General features: G+C 72.4%; 17 protein-coding genes and 1 pseudogene. 13 read left to right on the top strand and 5 right to left on the bottom strand.

Going from position 1 to position 15871, the window contains the following annotated elements; all coding sequences use genetic code 11:
* Positions 1 to 758: 758 nt before the first annotated feature.
* Positions 759 to 1529: a hypothetical protein gene (locus tag Apa02nite_RS38700; protein ID WP_203829468.1), complete on the bottom strand. Its 771-nt coding sequence runs from the start codon at positions 1527 to 1529 to the stop codon at positions 759 to 761.
* A gap of 256 nt (positions 1530 to 1785) precedes the next feature.
* Between Apa02nite_RS38700 and Apa02nite_RS38695 the strand changes: the two genes are divergently transcribed.
* The 5 genes and pseudogenes from Apa02nite_RS38695 (at position 1786) to Apa02nite_RS38675 (ending at position 5946) form a co-directional block, all read left to right on the top strand.
* Positions 1786 to 2583, top strand: coding sequence for a TIGR02452 family protein (locus Apa02nite_RS38695; RefSeq protein ID WP_203829467.1), 798 nt, complete (start codon positions 1786 to 1788; stop codon positions 2581 to 2583).
* A gap of 168 nt (positions 2584 to 2751) precedes the next feature.
* Positions 2752 to 3282: a hypothetical protein gene (locus Apa02nite_RS38690; protein WP_203829466.1), complete on the top strand. Its 531-nt coding sequence runs from the start codon at positions 2752 to 2754 to the stop codon at positions 3280 to 3282.
* 31 nt (positions 3283 to 3313) lie between these two features.
* Positions 3314 to 3853 (top strand): annotated as a pseudogene (locus Apa02nite_RS52065) (tyrosine-protein phosphatase); the annotation flags it as partial.
* A 91-nt stretch (positions 3854 to 3944) separates the two neighbouring features.
* Positions 3945 to 5408, top strand: a complete 1464-nt coding sequence (locus Apa02nite_RS38680; RefSeq protein WP_203829465.1) for a methyl-accepting chemotaxis protein — start codon at positions 3945 to 3947, stop codon at positions 5406 to 5408.
* 31 nt (positions 5409 to 5439) lie between these two features.
* A complete protein-coding gene (locus Apa02nite_RS38675; protein WP_203829464.1) occupies positions 5440 to 5946 on the top strand; it encodes a GAF domain-containing protein in 507 nt (168 codons plus the stop codon).
* A gap of 21 nt (positions 5947 to 5967) precedes the next feature.
* Here Apa02nite_RS38675 and Apa02nite_RS38670 read toward each other — a convergent pair whose 3' ends face one another.
* Positions 5968 to 6597, bottom strand: a complete 630-nt coding sequence (locus Apa02nite_RS38670) for a maleylpyruvate isomerase N-terminal domain-containing protein (RefSeq protein WP_203829463.1) — start codon at positions 6595 to 6597, stop codon at positions 5968 to 5970.
* Between the two features lie 50 nt (positions 6598 to 6647).
* Between Apa02nite_RS38670 and Apa02nite_RS38665 the strand changes: the two genes are divergently transcribed.
* From Apa02nite_RS38665 to Apa02nite_RS38640, 6 genes are read left to right on the top strand one after another with little or no spacing between them, the layout of a single operon-like run.
* Positions 6648 to 7061, top strand: coding sequence for a hypothetical protein (locus Apa02nite_RS38665; RefSeq protein ID WP_067696515.1), 414 nt, complete (start codon positions 6648 to 6650; stop codon positions 7059 to 7061).
* A 43-nt stretch (positions 7062 to 7104) separates the two neighbouring features.
* The gene (locus Apa02nite_RS38660) at positions 7105 to 8169 is read left to right on the top strand and encodes a PfkB family carbohydrate kinase (protein ID WP_203829462.1); all 1065 of its coding nucleotides are present in this window, start codon (positions 7105 to 7107) and stop codon (positions 8167 to 8169) included.
* Positions 8166 to 9035, top strand: a complete 870-nt coding sequence (locus tag Apa02nite_RS38655; protein WP_203829461.1) for a carbohydrate ABC transporter permease — start codon at positions 8166 to 8168, stop codon at positions 9033 to 9035. The genes Apa02nite_RS38660 and Apa02nite_RS38655 overlap by 4 nt, the downstream gene beginning before the upstream one ends.
* Positions 9036 to 9854 carry a carbohydrate ABC transporter permease gene (locus tag Apa02nite_RS38650; RefSeq protein WP_239164838.1) on the top strand — a complete coding sequence of 273 codons (819 nt, stop codon included), beginning with the start codon at positions 9036 to 9038 and terminating at the stop codon, positions 9852 to 9854. It begins immediately after the preceding gene.
* A gap of 4 nt (positions 9855 to 9858) precedes the next feature.
* Positions 9859 to 11136 carry an ABC transporter substrate-binding protein gene (locus Apa02nite_RS38645; RefSeq protein WP_203829460.1) on the top strand — a complete coding sequence of 426 codons (1278 nt, stop codon included), beginning with the start codon at positions 9859 to 9861 and terminating at the stop codon, positions 11134 to 11136.
* 1 nt (position 11137) lies between these two features.
* Positions 11138 to 12469 carry a family 4 glycosyl hydrolase gene (locus tag Apa02nite_RS38640; RefSeq protein ID WP_203829459.1) on the top strand — a complete coding sequence of 444 codons (1332 nt, stop codon included), beginning with the start codon at positions 11138 to 11140 and terminating at the stop codon, positions 12467 to 12469.
* A 46-nt stretch (positions 12470 to 12515) separates the two neighbouring features.
* Here the strand turns inward: Apa02nite_RS38640 and Apa02nite_RS38635 are convergent, their stop codons facing one another.
* The 3 genes from Apa02nite_RS38635 to Apa02nite_RS38625 all read right to left on the bottom strand — a co-directional run bounded on the left by Apa02nite_RS38635 (position 12516) and on the right by Apa02nite_RS38625 (position 14280).
* Positions 12516 to 12869, bottom strand: coding sequence for a hypothetical protein (locus tag Apa02nite_RS38635; RefSeq protein ID WP_203829458.1), 354 nt, complete (start codon positions 12867 to 12869; stop codon positions 12516 to 12518).
* Positions 12870 to 13086: 217 nt separating this feature from the next.
* Complete coding sequence (locus Apa02nite_RS38630) at positions 13087 to 13725, bottom strand: hypothetical protein (protein WP_203829457.1); 639 nt, start codon at positions 13723 to 13725, stop codon at positions 13087 to 13089.
* A gap of 9 nt (positions 13726 to 13734) precedes the next feature.
* Positions 13735 to 14280, bottom strand: a complete 546-nt coding sequence (locus Apa02nite_RS38625; RefSeq protein WP_203829456.1) for a helix-turn-helix domain-containing protein — start codon at positions 14278 to 14280, stop codon at positions 13735 to 13737.
* A 34-nt stretch (positions 14281 to 14314) separates the two neighbouring features.
* On the opposite strand from Apa02nite_RS38625, the gene Apa02nite_RS38620 reads away from it, so the two are divergent.
* Both Apa02nite_RS38620 and Apa02nite_RS38615 read left to right on the top strand, forming a co-directional pair.
* Complete coding sequence (locus tag Apa02nite_RS38620) at positions 14315 to 15478, top strand: alpha/beta hydrolase (protein ID WP_203829455.1); 1164 nt, start codon at positions 14315 to 14317, stop codon at positions 15476 to 15478.
* Between the two features lie 61 nt (positions 15479 to 15539).
* Entirely contained in the window at positions 15540 to 15866 is a 327-nt protein-coding gene (locus Apa02nite_RS38615; RefSeq protein ID WP_157441603.1) for a hypothetical protein, read from the top strand.
* Positions 15867 to 15871 lie beyond the last annotated feature (5 nt).

Genomic DNA, 15871 nt, shown 5'->3' with positions numbered 1-15871 from the left:
TAGCCGCACGCGATCTGGCATTGCGGACTCTCACTGCCCCGCCCGGCGGCGACAGGTACATCGCGAGCGGGCATGTGTACCCCCGCCGCCCACAAAGTGATCGAGGGGCGATCAGCCGACGATCATCGTGCTCGACATTCCCCGGGCAAACACCGTGTTCACCCCCCCGGCCTGGCCCGCGAGGGCATCCCGGCCGGGAGCGCACGGCCGAGTACTTGCCGGCAGCCGGTCACCCGCGCCACTGCCCGGACCGGGATGCCCTCGCGGGCCAGGGGCGGTTCCGGGCCGCCAACGCCCCACCAAGATCAACTTAAGCGAAGCGGCATGGGGTCTGCGTGAGGAGGCGATGGCCTGCGCGGGTGAGGCGAGCAGGTTGGCGGCCAGCGCGGCGATGGGGACAGGCGGGTCCCGCGGACGGGACACATGGCGGGCGGAACGCCGTGCGCCAGGTTGCTCGTGCGGGCGGGGCGGGACACTCGGGGGTGCGTCGTCGGCGATGCGCGGCCGCGGGGTGCACCGAGGGCGGGGCGCGTGGAGGTCGGATGCACCGTGGGTCGGATGCACCGTGGGTCGGATGCGTGGCGGGGTGCACCGAGGGCGGGGCGCGTAAAGGTCGCATGCGCCGTGGGTCGGATGTCGGCGGGGTGCACCGGGGGCGGGGCGCTCGTGGGCCGCATGCGTCGTGGGCCGCGGGTGGCGCGAGCCGGATGGGCCGCGAGCTGGATGCGCGGCGGGCGGTGGGGCGGGCTGCGTGGTGGTCAGGTCAGGGAGATGACGGTGGCTGCGGCGGTGGTGACCGCGTAGAGCCAGACGGCGGCTCTGATGGCGCGGTGGCGGCGGGGCTCGGGCCAGCCTCGCTGGTGCAGCAGGACGGCGAGCAAGGGGAGGACCAGGATGGCGTGCAGGGCCACGCCGTGCACCGGCTTCAGTGAGCCGGCGGTGGTGTAGGCCGCCTGGGGGCTCTCGGTGCGGAAAAGGATCGAGCCCTTCGCCACCATGGCGACGCCGGTGAGCAGGGTGAGCAGGAGCAGGGACCAGCCGGCGCGCAGGGCCAGGGCGAGGTCGGACGGGCCTCGGATGCGGCCACGGAGCGCTACCAGGGCGAAGGTGGTCAGGACCACCACCAGCACCGCGCCGCCGAAGGCCAGGGACATGGCGATCGCCCGGGAGGACGGGGTCTCGGTGTTGAAGTGCGAGGGGAGCCGCCGCCAGGCCTGCACGGTGATGCCGGCGACCTCGAGGACACAGTCGGCGGTGAAGACGCCGAGCAGCCAGGCGCGGGCCCGGGGGCTCATCACCAGATAGGAGGTCACCCAGGCGACGGTGATCAGGGTGAGGCCGAAGGAGAGGCCGAACGTCGTCGGTTTGCGCCAGGAGACCGGGCCCTCCCAGGGGCCGCCGTCGACCAGGAAGACGCCGAAGTGCAGCACGCCGGAGAGCATCAGCAGCGCGCCGACCAGGTGCGCGGTCCGCTCGACCGGGCGCAGGGCGCGGCCGGTGCGTGCGGCGGTGGCGAGGACCGTGGTCATGCCGACGATCCTGCCGCGCGCCGACAGGTTCCGTCGTCGGACCCAGGTCGTATTTCGAGTACGCCACCGGGAGTAGGCCGCAAGCAGGACCGGTGGCAGGTCCGGGAAAGCCGGGTGTAGAGCGCGAGCAGGTCCGGGAGAGCCGGGTGCAAGGCGCGAGCAGGACCGATGACAGGATCGGGAAAGGCCGGCAGCGGAGCAGTCACGGCGATAATCGGCTCGCGCGCCCCCCACCCCGTCCTAGATGATCGTGGCCATGAGTGCCAGGTTGCGAGCGATCGCCAACGAGACCGTGTCGATCGCCGAGCAGGGTCACTACGACGGCCCCGACGGACGTGTCGAGATCGCCGACCAGGTCGCCCGCGCGGTCGCCGGCACCCGCCTGCACCTCCCCGGCGACGAGCTTGCCGCACCCACCACTCCGCAACCGCATCCGCCGACGATCGAGGTGACCGCGGAGTCCACCCTCTGGGCGGCCCGCCGGCTCGGCGGGAACCCGGCCTGCCTGAACTTCGCGTCGGCCCGCAACCCCGGCGGCGGTTTCCGCAACGGCGCGCAGGCGCAGGAGGAGAGCCTGGCCCGCGGCTCGGCGCTCTACCCGTGCCTGCTCGCGGCCGGCGACTTCTACGCCTACCACCGCGCGGACCCGTCCCTGCTCTACACCGATCGGGTCATCTACGCACCCGCCGTGCCGGTGTTCCGCGACGACAAGGGCCGGATGCTGCCCGCGGCGTACCCGGTCTCGTTCCTGGTCTCGGCCGCCCCGAACCGTTCCGCGATCGCCCGCAATCAGCCGGAGGCGGTCCCGGAGATCAAGGGTGCGCTGGAGCGCCGGGCCGCGCGGGTGTTGCGGGTCGCCGCCGCGCACGGTCACCGGGAGCTGATCCTCGGCGCCTGGGGCTGCGGCGTCTTCGGCAACGACCCGGCCGAGGTCGCCGAGGCGTTCGCCGGCGCACTGGCGATCAGCCCCTGGTTCGACCACGTCACCTTCGCGATCCTGGACCGCACCGGCACGATCCGGAAAGCCTTCGAGTCCGTCTTCCCCGCCGCCTGAGGGCCTGGCACGCGAGGTCCGCGGCACCGGGCGCCGCCGACGCGCGGTGCGGTCCGGCTGGTGCTGACGGCTGTCTCAAGGCCTTGGGTACGACCGTGAGCACCAGCCGGTGGCCGGAACGTGCCGAGTTCCGCCGCAACCCCGCCGTGCGCCCATAAACTGGCGACGATGTCCGACGATTTCGGCGATCCGCTGGTCCGGTTCGGGCGCTGGGCCCTCGCCAAGGTCTGGGTGGGCTGCATCGTCTCCGGTGGGTATGCCCTGGGCCGGCACTACCACTGGCCGCAGATCTTCCTCACCGGCGCCGCCGTGCTCGGCGCGGTGCTGCTCGCCCTGGCCGGCTCGTTCCTGCCGGTGTGGACCCGGCAGCGCCCGAGCGGCATCCCGGTCGTCGACGTCGGCCTGCGGGTGATGGTCTGGTCCGGCCTGGTCGTCTCGGTGATCGCCCTGCTGATCGGCCTGCCCGCGGTCGGCATGGTCGCCGCCGCGCTGCTGCTCACCATCGCCGGCCGCACGTTCCGGGACCCGTTCGCCCCGCTCCTGCGGCGCCTCCGGATCACCCCGCCGGTGGTGCACCACTCCGCCCGGGCGCCCCGCCATCCGGCCAACGCGCCCAGCCCGGCAGCCCGCACCGCCCGCGCGCCCAGCCCGGCAGCCCGCACCGCCCGACCGGCGCCAAAAACGGCATCCCACCCATGAAGTAAACCGCTCGGCGGCCTTCCCCGGAACCGTGAAGTTGATCAACACGAGCGTCGGCTGCGCCGTGGCCCTCACCGCCAACCCCGCGTTCGGGCACGACCGGGTCCCGGCGACCGGTCAGGCCCAGCACCGGATCCCGTTCACCGCCGCGACCGTCACCCAGAACGCCGACGGCACGTTCACCCTGACCTGGGCGGCTCATCCGGCCCGGCACGTCACCGCCGGACCGGACCGGTTGCCGGCCGGGGTCACCTACCTGACCGCGAACGTGCTCCACCACTGCACCGCGGGCAAGGACCGGACCGGCTGGGCCAGCGCCGCGCTGCTCACCGCGCTCGGCGTGCCGCGCGCGACGGTGCTGGACGACTACCTGCTCAGCAACACCTACAACGCGGCGTCCAACGAGGCGGCCCCGGCGCAGGTCCCGGCCGTCGTCCGCCCCGGCTACCAGGCCGTGCTCGACGTCCGCGCCGAGTACCTGCAGTCCGGCTTCGACGAGGTCACCGCGACGTTCGGCACGTTCGACGGTTACCTGCGCGCCGGCCTCGGCCCGACCGGCAAGGATCTGCGGGCGCTGCGCGCACTGAGCCGTGCTCTCAGCAGTGTCGATCCGGTGCCGACCTTGTCTTGTGCAGGGGTGGCACCAGGTTCAGGGGTGAGACATGAAGCGGTTCTGGGCGGACCTCAGCGTCAACGTCAAGATCATGGTGGCGATCTGCGTCGCCGCGGTGGTCGCGTTGGTGATCGGTGTCCTCGGGCTGTCCGCCCTGAGCTCGGCCAGCGCGGCCGCCCAGCGCATCTACGAGGGCAGCCTGACCAGCGTCGCCGCGCTCGGCCGGGTGCAGAACGGGGTCACCCAGTCCCGCCTCGACGTGGCGCTCGAAGCGATCTACGAGGACAAGACCAACAAGGCGACGTTCGAGAAGAACTTCCTCGCCGACCTGGCCGAGGTCGACACGGCCCTGGACGAGTACGCCGCGACCGAGCCGGCCGGTGCCGAGGCGACCGTGACGACCCTCCGGGAGACGTGGCAGAAGTACGCCGACGTCGGGCAGAACCAGCTGGTCCCGGCGGCCCGGGCCGGCGACGTCGACGCCTGGCAGAAGCTCCGCACCGAGCAGGCGGCGCCGCTGCTCAAAGTGGTGGCGGCGAACCTGACCGAGCTCGGCGCCGCGGAACGCACCGCCGCCGCGGCCTCCGCCGCCGAGGCGCAGGACAGTTACCACGAGAACCGCCTGCGCTCGATCGTGCTCCTGGTGCTCGGTATCGTCGCGGCCCTCGCGCTCGGCCTGGTGGTCGCCCGGGGCATCGTCCGGTCGCTGCGCCGGGTCACCACGATCTGCGAGGCCCTGGCCGGGGGTGACCTCACCCGGAGCACCGGCATCACCTCGGCCGACGAGGCGGGCCGGATGAGCCGCGCGCTGGACGCCGCGATCCTGCGCCTGCGCGAGACGATCACCACGATCGGCACCTCCGCGGTCACCCTGGCCGGCGCGTCCGAGGAGCTCAACACGGTCAGCTCGCAGCTGCAGAGCGGCGCCGGCGACGTCGCCGACCGGGCCGGCAGCGCAGGCACGGCCAGCGAGGAGGTGAACGCCGGGGTGCAGGCGATCGCGGCCGGCGCCGAGCAGATGAGCGCCTCGATCATCGAGATCACCTCGATCGCCGAGCAGACGAACCTGCTCGCGCTGAACGCGACGATCGAGGCGGCCCGCGCCGGTGAGCTGGGCAAGGGATTCGCGGTGGTGGCCGGCGAGGTCAAGGAACTGTCCCAGCAGACCGCGAAGGCCACCGAGGAGATCACCGCCCGGATCTCCGCGATCCAGAACTCGAGCACCTCGGCGGCGACCGCGATCGGGGAGATCACCGAGGTCATCCAGCGGATCGGCGACTACACCACCACGATCGCCTCGGCCGTCGAGGAGCAGACCGCGACCACCGGGGAGATGAGCCGGTCGGTGGCCGAGGCCGCTGCCAGCAGCGGCGAGGTCGTTCGTACGGTCAACGGCGTCACCCAGGTGGCCTCCGCGACGGCCGAGGGCGCCCGGACCACCCAGCTCGCCGCGGCCGACCTGACCCGGCTGGCCGGTGACCTCACCAACCTGGTCGGCGGATTCCGCCACTGACTGTCGTACCGTTGTCCCGGAGGAGGCTCTTGTGAAGATCGAGGCATACGACCGTCTGGCCGAGCCGGGGCGTCTGACCGAGCTGGCGCGGTACGACCTTTTCGACCCGGCCCTGCGCGCCGAGCTGGACGTGGTGGCGATGCGCAGCGCCAAGCTCCTCGAGACGCCGGTCTCGCTGGTGTCGGTGCTGACCGCGGACCGTCAGCAGATCATCGGCTCCTACGGGCTGGTCGGCTGGGTGGCCACGCCGCAGGGTGCCCCCGCGGAGTGGGCGGTGTGCAGCCGGACCGTGCTGAACGGGGAGCCGTACTGCGTGGCCGACTTCAGCGACGACCCGGTGCACGCGGCCAACCCGTTCCTGGCCAACAGCGGGCTGCGCAGCTATCTGGGCGTGCCGCTGGCCACCCCGGACGGGTTGATGCTGGGCGCGCACTGCGTGGTGGACTCGCGGCGGCGCATCTACACCGACGTGGACATGGCGATCCTGAGCGACAGCGCCGACGAGGCGATGGAAGCGCTGGCGAAGTACCGGACCTAGGCCTGCCGTTGGTGATCCGGCTCAGGCTTGCCAGCGCCATTCGCTCTGGCGCGGGTGATCGGGGAGCGCGGCGCGGCCGGTGGCCCAGAGCAGGGTGGGCCACGGCTCGTGGCCGGCCGGGGCGTCCGGGAAGATCCGGTGCAGCACCCGGCGGCACACGTCCGGGTCGGGTGACCAGGGGAACCTCAGCGTGCCGGCCAGGTCGTGCAGGTGGACCAGCACCTCGACGATGCCCATCGCGGCGAACCCGCCGGCGTCGGCCACCCCGAACGGGTGGAAGCCCCGCCGCTGCGCCGGGCTGAGCTGGACGACCGCGGCCAGCAGCCCGCCGGACGACTCGAGGACCTGCAGCAGACCGGCCGGGCCCTCGGACCGATCGACGTGGACGGTGAGCGCGGGCGCGTCCGGGCGGGACCGCCGGTAGCCGAACGGGACGTACCGGTCGGTGGGCGGCCGGTCGGCGGCGAGCTGGCCGGCGTAGGCGAACAGGTCGTCGGCGACGTGCTCCACCGTCTCCCAGCAGGACCAGGTGAGATCACCGGCCGGGACCTGCCAGTCCTGATCGGCCACCGAGCGGAGCGCCTCGGCGGCCCGCGCGACCACGGCACGCACGTCCTCGGCGGTCGGTGCGACCGTGAGTGAATCCGTCATCGGGTGAACCTATCGAACAAATTGTCGTACCCCCCGCGCATCATCGCGGTATGGGAGAACCAGCCATGCCGATCCGTCGCCGCATCGAGCTCTCCGTCGCCGAGACTCGCCTGCGGTTCCAGCAGCTCGTCCGTCTCACCAACCTCACCGGGCAGGTCACCGTCGTGGTCGACGGCGGCCGCCCGATCGCCGCCATCGTCCCGGCCCGCGACGTCCTGGAGCCGCCGGCGCCGCCCGCGCCGGCCCCGGCGCCCCGGCCCGCCCCGGAGAGCAGCGCCGGCTGGCTCCGCCGGATAGAGAAGGTCCGCGAGGACGTCCGCCGGCAGCACGCCGGCCGGGTCCGCGAGCTGTCCCAGGCCCTGGATGAGGCCTGGCGCCTGCTCGACGAGATCCGCCCGCCGGGCACCGACCGCCAGGCGGACACCCTGCGTGGAGCCCATGGAGACCTGCGCCGCAACGGGTGATCAATTACCACTTCCCCTATCGGGGCGGAGGTAAGATCGGCCAATGGCGCGCCAGCTCGATCTGTTCGTCCCCGGGGTGGTGTTCCTCGACGTCATCTTCACCGGGCTGCGTGAGCTGCCCGAGCCGGGCACCGAGGTGCGGGCCTCCGGGATGGGGTCGTGCCCGGGCGGGGTGGCCAACCTCGCCGTCGCGGCCAGCCGGCTCGGCCTGCACACCGGGCTCGGCACCGCGCTGAGCACGGACGCCTACGGCGAATTCTGCCACCAGGTGCTCAGCCGGCAGGAGGGAATCGACCTCTCCGCCTCCCGCCGGGTGGACGGCTGGCACTCACCGGTCACCGTCTCGCTGGCGTACGACCGGGACCGCAGCATGATCACCCACGGGCACCCGCTGCCCACCGACGCGGACGGGCTGGTCAACGGGCTGCCGGCGGCGCGCGCGGCGGCGGTCAGCCTGGGCGGCGCGGGCACCGGCTGGGTGCCGCGGGCCGGGGCGAACGGCACGCTGATCTTCGCGGACGTCGGGTGGGACGAGACCGATCAGTGGTCGGTCGAGGCGCTGGCGGTGCTGCCCGACTGTCACGCGTTCCTGCCCAACGCGGTCGAGGCGATGCGTTACACCCGCACCGGCACCCCGGCCGAGGCCCTCGACAAGCTGGCCGGGCTGGTCCCGATCGTGGTGGTGACCGACGGCGCGGACGGCTCGCTCGCGATCGACTCGGCCACCGGCGAGGTGGCGACCGTCCCCGGCGTGCCGGTGGAGGCACTCGACCCGACCGGCGCCGGTGACGTGTTCACCGCCGGGTTCATCACCGGGACGCTCGCCGGGTGGCCGCTCGCCGACCGGGTGGCGTTCGCCAACCTGGTCGCGGCGCTCAGCGTGCAGCACTTCGGCGGCTCGCTCTCCGCGCCCGGCTGGGGCGACATCGCCGACTGGTGGCAGGCCACCCTGGCCGCCGCGCAGCGGCGGCACCCGGAGTCCAGCGAGGCCGCACTGGCCCGGCGCTACGCGTTCCTGCCGCAGGTGATCCCGCCCGGCAGCCGCACCGCGGTGCACCGCGCGACCGCCACCATCGCCCGGCTCTCCGACGCGCACGCCGAGCGATGAGCCGGCGTAACCGGGACACCGTCGCCGGCTACGCGTTCCTCGCTCCCAGCCTGCTCGGCGTGGGCGGCTTCCTGCTGCTCCCGGTCGTGGTGGTGCTCGGCATCAGCCTGTTCCGGTGGGACCTGGTCAGCCCGGCGCACTGGACCGCGCTGGACAACTACCGGTCGGTGCTCACCGACCCGGCGTTCGGCCGATCACTCGCGGTCACGGCGGGCTTCGTCCTGCTGGTCATCCCGGTGCAGACCGCGCTCGGCCTGGCCGCCGCCGTGCTGCTCGACCAGCGGTTGCCCGGGTCGGCCTGGTTCCGGGCGATCCTGGTGCTGCCGTGGATCAGCGCGCCGCTCGCGCTCGGCGTGGTCTGGCGCTGGCTGTTCGACCCGTCCGACGGCGCGGTCAACCAGCTGCTCGGGCACCGGGTCGAGTGGCTGACCAGCCCGGTCCTGGCGCTGCCGTCGGTCGCCGCGGTGACCGTCTGGACCAATGTCGGGTACGTGGCACTGTTCTTCCTGGCCGGGCTGGCCGGCATCCCGCCGCAGTACGCCGAGGCCGCCCGGATCGACGGCGCCGGCCCGTGGCAGGGCTTCCGCCGGATCACCTGGCCGCTGCTGCGCCCCACCACGTTCTTCGTCCTGGCCACCGGGGGGATCAGCAGTTTCCAGGTGTTCGACACGGTTTACGCGATGACGCAGGGCGGGCCGGCCGGGCGCACCGAGGTGGTGGCGTACGCGATCTATCGGGAGGCGTTCGTCGAGTTCCGGATGGGTCGCGCCGCGGCCATGTCGGTGCTGCTGTTCCTGGTGTTGATCACGGTGACGATCGCGCAGCAGTCGTACTTCCGCCGGCGCACGACGTACGAAATGGGGTGAATGATGCGCCGTGTCGTGGTCACCTATCTCGCGCTCGGGGTCGGCGCGGTGCTGATCCTCGCGCCGTACCTGCTGAGCGTCCAGACCTCGGTGAAGACGCCGCGGCAGTTCGCCCAGCAGCCGCTGCTGGCCCTGCCCGACCCGGTGACCGGGTCCAACTACGCGGAGCTGGTGGTCGGCGGGCACACCCTGATCCCGCCATTGGTGATCACCGTGCAGGTGGTGCTGGTGGTCGTTCTCGGACAGCTGACCTGCTCGGTGCTGGCCGCGTACGCGTTCGCGCGACTCGACTTCCCCGGCCGGGACGCGCTCTTCTGGGTCTACCTGGCCACCCTGATGGTGCCCGCCGTGGCGGTGCTGGTGCCGCGGTTCGTGCTGCTCAGCGAGGCCGGCCTGGTGAACACGTTCGCCGGGATCGTGCTGCCGTCGATGTTCGGCTCGCCGTACGCGATCTTCTTGCTCCGGCAGTTCTTCCGCGCCATCCCGCAGGAGCTGCTGGACGCGGCGCGCATCGACGGCGCCGGCCACCCACGGGTGCTGCGGCACGTGATCCTGCCGCTGAGCCGTCCGATCCTGGCCACCTTGCTGATCATCACGGTGGTCACGCACTGGAACGACTTCCTCTGGCCGCTCGTGGTCACCAGCGGGGTGCGCTGGCAGGTGCTCACCGTCGCGGTCGCCGGCCTGCAGAGCCAGTACCAGGGCAACTGGACCCTGGTCATGGCCGCAACCACGCTCGCCACCATGCCGCTGCTCGTGCTCTTCGCGATCTTCCAGAAGCACATCGTCCGTTCGATCACCATCACCGGGATGAGGTGAGCAGATGCGACGCACGGCTTTGTTGATCCTCCTGTTGCTGGCCGGCTGTTCGGTGGCCGGCGGCGGGGACGAGGAGGGGAAGACCACCGTCACGTTCCGGCTCTGGGACGACCAGGTGGCCACGGCGTACCAGCAGTCGTTCGCGGCATTCGAGAAGGCGCACCCGGACATCAAGGTCACCGTGCAGCTGGTGCCGTGGGCCGACTACTGGACGAAGCTGCCCGCGGACATCGCGGCCGGCACCGCCGCCGACATCTTCTGGACCAACACCTCGAACTTCGGCCTCTACGCCGACAACAACCAGCTGCTGCCGGTCGACGTCGACAGCGGCTGGACAAAATCGGTCGTCGAGCTCTACACCCGCAACGGCAAACTGTGGGGCGTGCCGCAGCTGTGGGACTCGATCGCGCTCTTCTACAACAAGGACCTGGTCAGCAAGGCCGGCGTCGACCCCGCCACGCTCGCCTGGGACCCGGCCGCTCCCACCGACACGCTGCGCGCGGCCGCCCGGAAACTCACCGTGGACAGCGCGGGCAAGACCGCCGGCCAGGCCGGCTTCACCCCACAGAAGATCCAGACGTACGGGTTCAACGCCGCGTTCGACCAGCAGGGGATCATGTGGGACTTCGTCGGGTCGAACGGTGGCACCTGGCAGTCCGGTGACACGTTCACCTTCGCCGACCAGCCGAAGACCGTGCAGGCCCTGCAGTACGTCGTCGACCTGATCAACAAAGAGCACGTGGCGCCGCCGGCCGCGGACACCAACACCAACGGCGACAAGACTCTCCAGCTGTTCACCCAGGGCAAGCTCGCGCTGTTCCAGTCCGGGCCGTACCAATTGAAGAGCGTCCAGGAGGGTGCCGGCTTCGCCTGGGGACTCGCGCCGATGCTGACGGGGCCGGCCGGGCGGGTCGGCGTGGTGCACGGGGTGGCCGCCGTCGCGTCGGCGAAGACCGCACACCCGGACGCCACCCGCGAGGTGCTGAACTGGATCGGCACGGCCGACGGGGTGAAGCCGATCGCCGAGGGCGGTTACGCGTTCCCCGGCGTCACCGCGGCACAGCCGGCGTTCGTCGACTACTGGAAGAAGCAGGGCGTCGACCTGCAGCCGTTCCTCGACGCGGCGGCCGGGACGACGTTCCCGGCACCGGTCGGGCCGCGGGTCGGCGCGGGCGGGACGGCGTACACGCCGATCCTGCAGCAGGTCTTCCTCGGCCAGGTCGGTGTCGCCGAAGGACTGCGCAAGGCACAGGACGCGGGCAACGAAGCGATGAAGGGCTGACATGCGGTTGACGATTCTCGGCGGGGGCGGCTTCCGGGTCCCCCTCGTCTACCAGGCGCTGCTCGCCGACCACCGGCACACCGGGATCACCGAGGTGGTGCTGCAGGACGTGGACCCCGGGCGACTCGCCGGGATCGGGAGCGTGCTCGCGGCGCTGGCCCGGGACGTGCCGGACGCGCCGGCCGTGGTCACCACGACCGACCTCGACGAGGCGCTGGCCGGGGCGGCGTTCGTGTTCTCCGCGGTGCGGGTCGGCGGGCTGCGCGGGCGGGTGGTCGACGAGCACGTGGCGCTGGCCGCGGGCGTGCTCGGGCAGGAGACCGTGGGTGCGGGCGGGATCGCGTACGGGCTGCGGTCCGTACCGGAATCGATCCGCATCGCCACGCGCGTCGCCGCGGTCGCACCGGACGCCTGGTTGATCAACTTCACGAACCCGGCCGGGCTGGTGACCGAGGCGATGTCGCGGATCCTCGGCGACCGGGTGATCGGGATCTGCGACTCACCGACCGGCCTGGTCGACCGCGTCCTGCGGACGCTCGGGGTCACACCTTCCGAGGTACGGATCGACTACGCCGGCCTGAACCACCTCGGCTGGCTCTACGGCGTCCACGACGCCACCGGCCGTGACCTGCTGCCCGGCCTGCTCGCCGACCCGGGGCGGCTGGCGACGATCGAGGAGGGGCGGCTCTTCGGCGACCTGCGCGAGCTGGGCGCCGTCCCGAACGAGTACCTGCACTACTACTACGACCCGAAGGGCACCCTGGACGCGGTGCGCTCCGCCCCGCAGACCCGGGGCGCGTTCCTGCGCGAGCAGCAGGACCGGACCTACCACGAGATCGCCGCCCGGGAACCGCTGCAGGCCTGGCGGGACGCGTGGCGGGAGCGGGAGGCGACCTACATGGCCGAGAACCGGGAGCTGACCGGCGCGGGGGAGCGCGAGCACGACGAGAGCCGGCCGGCCGGGTATGAGGGGGTCGCGCTCGCGGTGATGCGGGCGCTGGCCCGGGACGAGCCGGCCGAGCTGATCCTCAACGTGCGCAACCGCGGGACCCTCGACGTGCTGGACGGCGACGCGGTGGTGGAGGTGCCGTGCCGGGTGGACGGGCGCGGGGCGGTGCCGTTGCCGGTCGGGCCGCTGCCGGGACATGCGGTGGAGCTGGTCCGCGCGGTCAAGGCCACCGACCGGCTGATCCTGGAGGCGGTCGGCAGCGGCTCCCGGGCGGCGGCGATCCAGGCGATGGTCACCCACCCGCTGGTCGGTGACCCGGCCATCGCGGAGCGGCTGGTGGACACGTATCGCGCGGAGCTGCCCGAGCTGGCGTATCTCCGCTGACGCCGCCCGCCGCCCGGCCTTGCCGCGATCTCGGCGAGTGCGGGGGTCAGCGGAGGTGGGTGATGGCGGCGTAGAACTGGCTGGCCAGCACGATGCTGAGCGCGGCGTGCGCGGCGGTGCCGGGCAGACCCGCGGCCAGCAGCGGCGCGGCGGCGAACCACACCGCGGCGGTAGCCAGGACCGCCGCGGCAACGGCGGTCCGGCACCGGTGGTCCAGGCTGTTGTACAGCGCGACGACGGACCAGATCACCACAGTCGCGTCGAGGAACGCACCGACCGGGCGTCCGAGCAACTGGATCAGAGCGCACGCCGTCAGCGCCAGCCCCGCTCCGATGGCAGCCCGGCGCAGGGTGACCCACCCGGAAACGGCGCCCGGCGCCGTGGCGACATCGGAGACCACGCGAAGCATCCTGAGGCCTGCTGGTGTCGGCCGTGTGTCCACCGGTTGAACAACTGTCTCGAATATCGGCCAGATCCGGCGCGTGCCGGACCCGAAACGCCGGTCACGACCCCGGTGCCAGGCCGACCCCGGGGTGGGCGCGGCATCGCGCGGGACCATCACGGGACCCGGCTCGTAGCCTGCGGGCGGGCGCTCCGCGCGCGTACCGAAAAGGTCGTCAGTCCGGGGTGGTGAGGTGGCGGCGATAGGCGGTGGGGCCGGGGTGCCAGCGGGGTTCGGGGGGTTCGGTGAAGGTGGGCGGGTCGCCGAGGAGACCGGCGGCGCCGAGCAGCCGCAGCCAGCTGTCGCGGTAGTGGCCCTTCTTGGTGAGCCAGGTCATGCTGCCCGCGCCGATCAACTCCGGGTAGCGCGGGCCGAGCACGAACTCGTCGACGAACGTGACCAGGTCCGGGGCGTACTCGACATACAGGCCGTCCTCGAGCTGGCTGTCCCCGAACGATCCCTTGTAGAGCAGGACGTAGTAGTCCGACTCGATGTAGTAGACCCGGCCGTCGAACGGGTCGAGGTAGATCTGCGCGGGGCCCTCGACCAGCTCGGTGCCGATGCTGGGCGGGGAGCCGAGCGGGCAGTACGGGTCGGGGTCGCGGCTCAGCCACGCGTCCCGGCTGAGCAGCTCGGCGGGCTGCCGGAAGCTCAGGTGGCTGCCCTCGAGCCGGCTGAACAGCTGGTACGCCTCGAGCGCGCCGGGTGGCGCCTCCGGGAACGGGTCCACGCCGGTGGGTGGCTCGATGATCACGCCGAACCGGTGTTCGGCCTCCACCTCGCGGAGCAGGTCCAGCTTGGAGCTGATCGTCACGTCAGTCGCCTATCGGGAAGAGGATCGGGAGTCGCCTATCGGGAAGAGGATCGGGCTGAGGAGATGCTGGGTGCGGTCCGGCGCCGGGGTGTGGCCGAGCCGGGGGAGGATCGCGGCGCGCAGCTCGCCGATCAGGTCGGTCAGCTCGGCGGGGCTGAGCCAGATCGCGTGCTGCCGATAGCCGACCAGGTCGCCGGCCGGGTCGGCGCCGGGCCGGTCCAGGTAGGCGCCGAACTCGGCGGCCAGCGCGGTCATCGCGATCGCGAACGCCCGCCGGTGATCGTCCGGGGTGAGCGCCGCGGCCGCCGCGGCACTGATCGACGCGTTCTCCTGGCGCAGCCGGTACCGCCGTTCGACAGCGCCGCGGACCCGCTGTTCGGACGCCACCTCCAGCACGCCGCCGTGTTGCAGCAGGTCGACGTGCCGATACACGGTGGCCTTGGACGTGTCGGGCAGGCGGGCGCAGAGCTCCGTGGTGGTCATCTCCCGGTCGCCGCGCAGCGCGTGCACGATCCGCAGCCGGACCGGATGTGCCAACAGCTCGGTGGTGTCCACCCCATCAATCTAATCGGTGCTACCTTTCGCAACTATGAGAAAGGTGGAGGCTGACGCGCTCGAGGTGATCGAGCTGGCCGGCGCGGGGCGCTTCGCGGAGCTGGCCGAGCGGTTCACGCCGCGGATGCGGGAGGTGGTGTCCGCGGAGACGGTCCGGGTCGGCTGGTCGGTGCAGACCGGTGGTGCGCCCTGCACGCCCGGCGTTCCCGCCGCGGAGGCGACGACCGAAGACCTTTTCCGGGTACGGACACCAGTGTCCTGCCCGGCCGGTGACTTCGTCGTGGTGATGTCGCTCGACCCGGCCGGCCGGCTGCACGGGCTGCGCCTGGCCCCGCCCGCCGAGCAGGTCTGGCAGCCCCCGCGCTACGCGAAGCCCGGCCGGTTCACCGAGCGTGACACCGGCTCCGGCACGCTCACCCTGCCACGTGGGGCCGGCCCCGTGCCCGCCGTCATCCTGCTCCCCGGCGGCGGCGTGCAGGACCGGGACGGCACCCACGGCGCGGACAAGCCGCTCAAGGACCTCGCGTGGGGACTGGCGTCGAGGGGTGTCGCGGTGCTCCGCTGGGACAAGCCGATGCCGGAGCACACCCTCACCGAGGAGTACGTGACGCCCGCGCTCACCGCCGTACAAGAAATGTGTCAGGAACCCACCGCCGACCCGGACCGGATCTTCCTCCTCGGCCACAGCCTCGGCGGAAAGGTCGCGCCGCGCGTGGCCGCGGCCTCGCCGATGATCGCCGGCCTGGTGCTGCTGGCGGCCGAGGCGATGCCGATGCAGCGTTCCGCGCAGCGGGTGGTGCGGCACCTGGCCGCCCGTGACCCGGGCCCGGCCGCCGACGCGATGATCGCGGCCGCTGACCGGCAGGTCGCAACGGTCGACGGTGACCTGGGGCCGGACACCCCGGCGGCCGATCTGCCGTTCGGGTTCCCGGCGTCCTACTGGCTCGACCTGCGCGGTTACGACCCGGTGCGGACCGCCGCGGAGTTCGGCCGGCCGATGCTGATCCTGCAGGGCAGCCGGGATCACCAGGTGACCGTCGCGGACGATCTGGCGCTCTGGCGTGCCGGGCTGCGCGATCGGAAGGGCGTGACGATCCGCGTGGTGCGCGGCGCCGACCACGTGTTCCACCGGCGGGGCCGGCACGTGACCGGAGCGGTGATCCGGAGAATTGCCCGCTGGCTCCGTAGCGCCGGGTAGCTACTGGAGAGTAACGTGCGGTGATCCTGGTGGTCGTCGATGTATGCAGGGAGTGTGCCGGGTGCCGCACGTCGAGGTGGGCGTCTCCGCCGGAACCGTCATCGTGGTGATCGGTCTGCTGCTGATCCTGGCGCAGCCGGGTGCGATCCCGTTCACCTACGCGATGGCGCATCGCCCGCACCGGCGCAGCGAACGCCGGCAGGCCATCGCCACGGCCGGCGCCTACCTGCTCGGCTGCGCGCTGACCCTGATGTTCGTGGCGGTCTTCACCTGCGGGGACTTCCCGTTGCTGGCGGCGCTGGTGCTCGGGTACGTGCCGATGTGGCTGTTCGCGCTGCTCATCCTCAGGAAGAACGGGGTGCGATCCACCGGACCGCACCCCGAGTGAGCAAC

It is taken from the genome of Actinoplanes palleronii (genome assembly GCF_016862315.1).
GTDB lineage: Bacteria > Actinomycetota > Actinomycetes > Mycobacteriales > Micromonosporaceae > Actinoplanes > Actinoplanes palleronii.
The sequence above is the reverse complement of the archived record's forward strand: the minus strand, read 5'-3'. Positions and strand labels throughout refer to the sequence as shown.

What these genes read in the sequence shown, in the direction of transcription:
- Apa02nite_RS38700 (WP_203829468.1), bottom strand. Translation starts at nt 1,529, where the DNA reads ATGACCACGGTCCTCGCCACCGCCGCACGCACCGGCCGCGCCCTGCGC.
- Apa02nite_RS38695 (WP_203829467.1), top strand. Translation starts at nt 1,786, where the DNA reads ATGAGTGCCAGGTTGCGAGCGATCGCCAACGAGACCGTGTCGATCGCC.
- Apa02nite_RS38690 (WP_203829466.1), top strand. Translation starts at nt 2,752, where the DNA reads ATGTCCGACGATTTCGGCGATCCGCTGGTCCGGTTCGGGCGCTGGGCC.
- Apa02nite_RS38680 (WP_203829465.1), top strand. Translation starts at nt 3,945, where the DNA reads ATGAAGCGGTTCTGGGCGGACCTCAGCGTCAACGTCAAGATCATGGTG.
- Apa02nite_RS38670 (WP_203829463.1), bottom strand. Translation starts at nt 6,597, where the DNA reads ATGACGGATTCACTCACGGTCGCACCGACCGCCGAGGACGTGCGTGCC.
- Apa02nite_RS38665 (WP_067696515.1), top strand. Translation starts at nt 6,648, where the DNA reads ATGGGAGAACCAGCCATGCCGATCCGTCGCCGCATCGAGCTCTCCGTC.
- Apa02nite_RS38660 (WP_203829462.1), top strand. Translation starts at nt 7,105, where the DNA reads ATGGCGCGCCAGCTCGATCTGTTCGTCCCCGGGGTGGTGTTCCTCGAC.
- Apa02nite_RS38655 (WP_203829461.1), top strand. Translation starts at nt 8,166, where the DNA reads ATGAGCCGGCGTAACCGGGACACCGTCGCCGGCTACGCGTTCCTCGCT.
- Apa02nite_RS38650 (WP_239164838.1), top strand. Translation starts at nt 9,036, where the DNA reads ATGATGCGCCGTGTCGTGGTCACCTATCTCGCGCTCGGGGTCGGCGCG.
- Apa02nite_RS38645 (WP_203829460.1), top strand. Translation starts at nt 9,859, where the DNA reads ATGCGACGCACGGCTTTGTTGATCCTCCTGTTGCTGGCCGGCTGTTCG.
- Apa02nite_RS38640 (WP_203829459.1), top strand. Translation starts at nt 11,138, where the DNA reads ATGCGGTTGACGATTCTCGGCGGGGGCGGCTTCCGGGTCCCCCTCGTC.
- Apa02nite_RS38620 (WP_203829455.1), top strand. Translation starts at nt 14,315, where the DNA reads ATGAGAAAGGTGGAGGCTGACGCGCTCGAGGTGATCGAGCTGGCCGGC.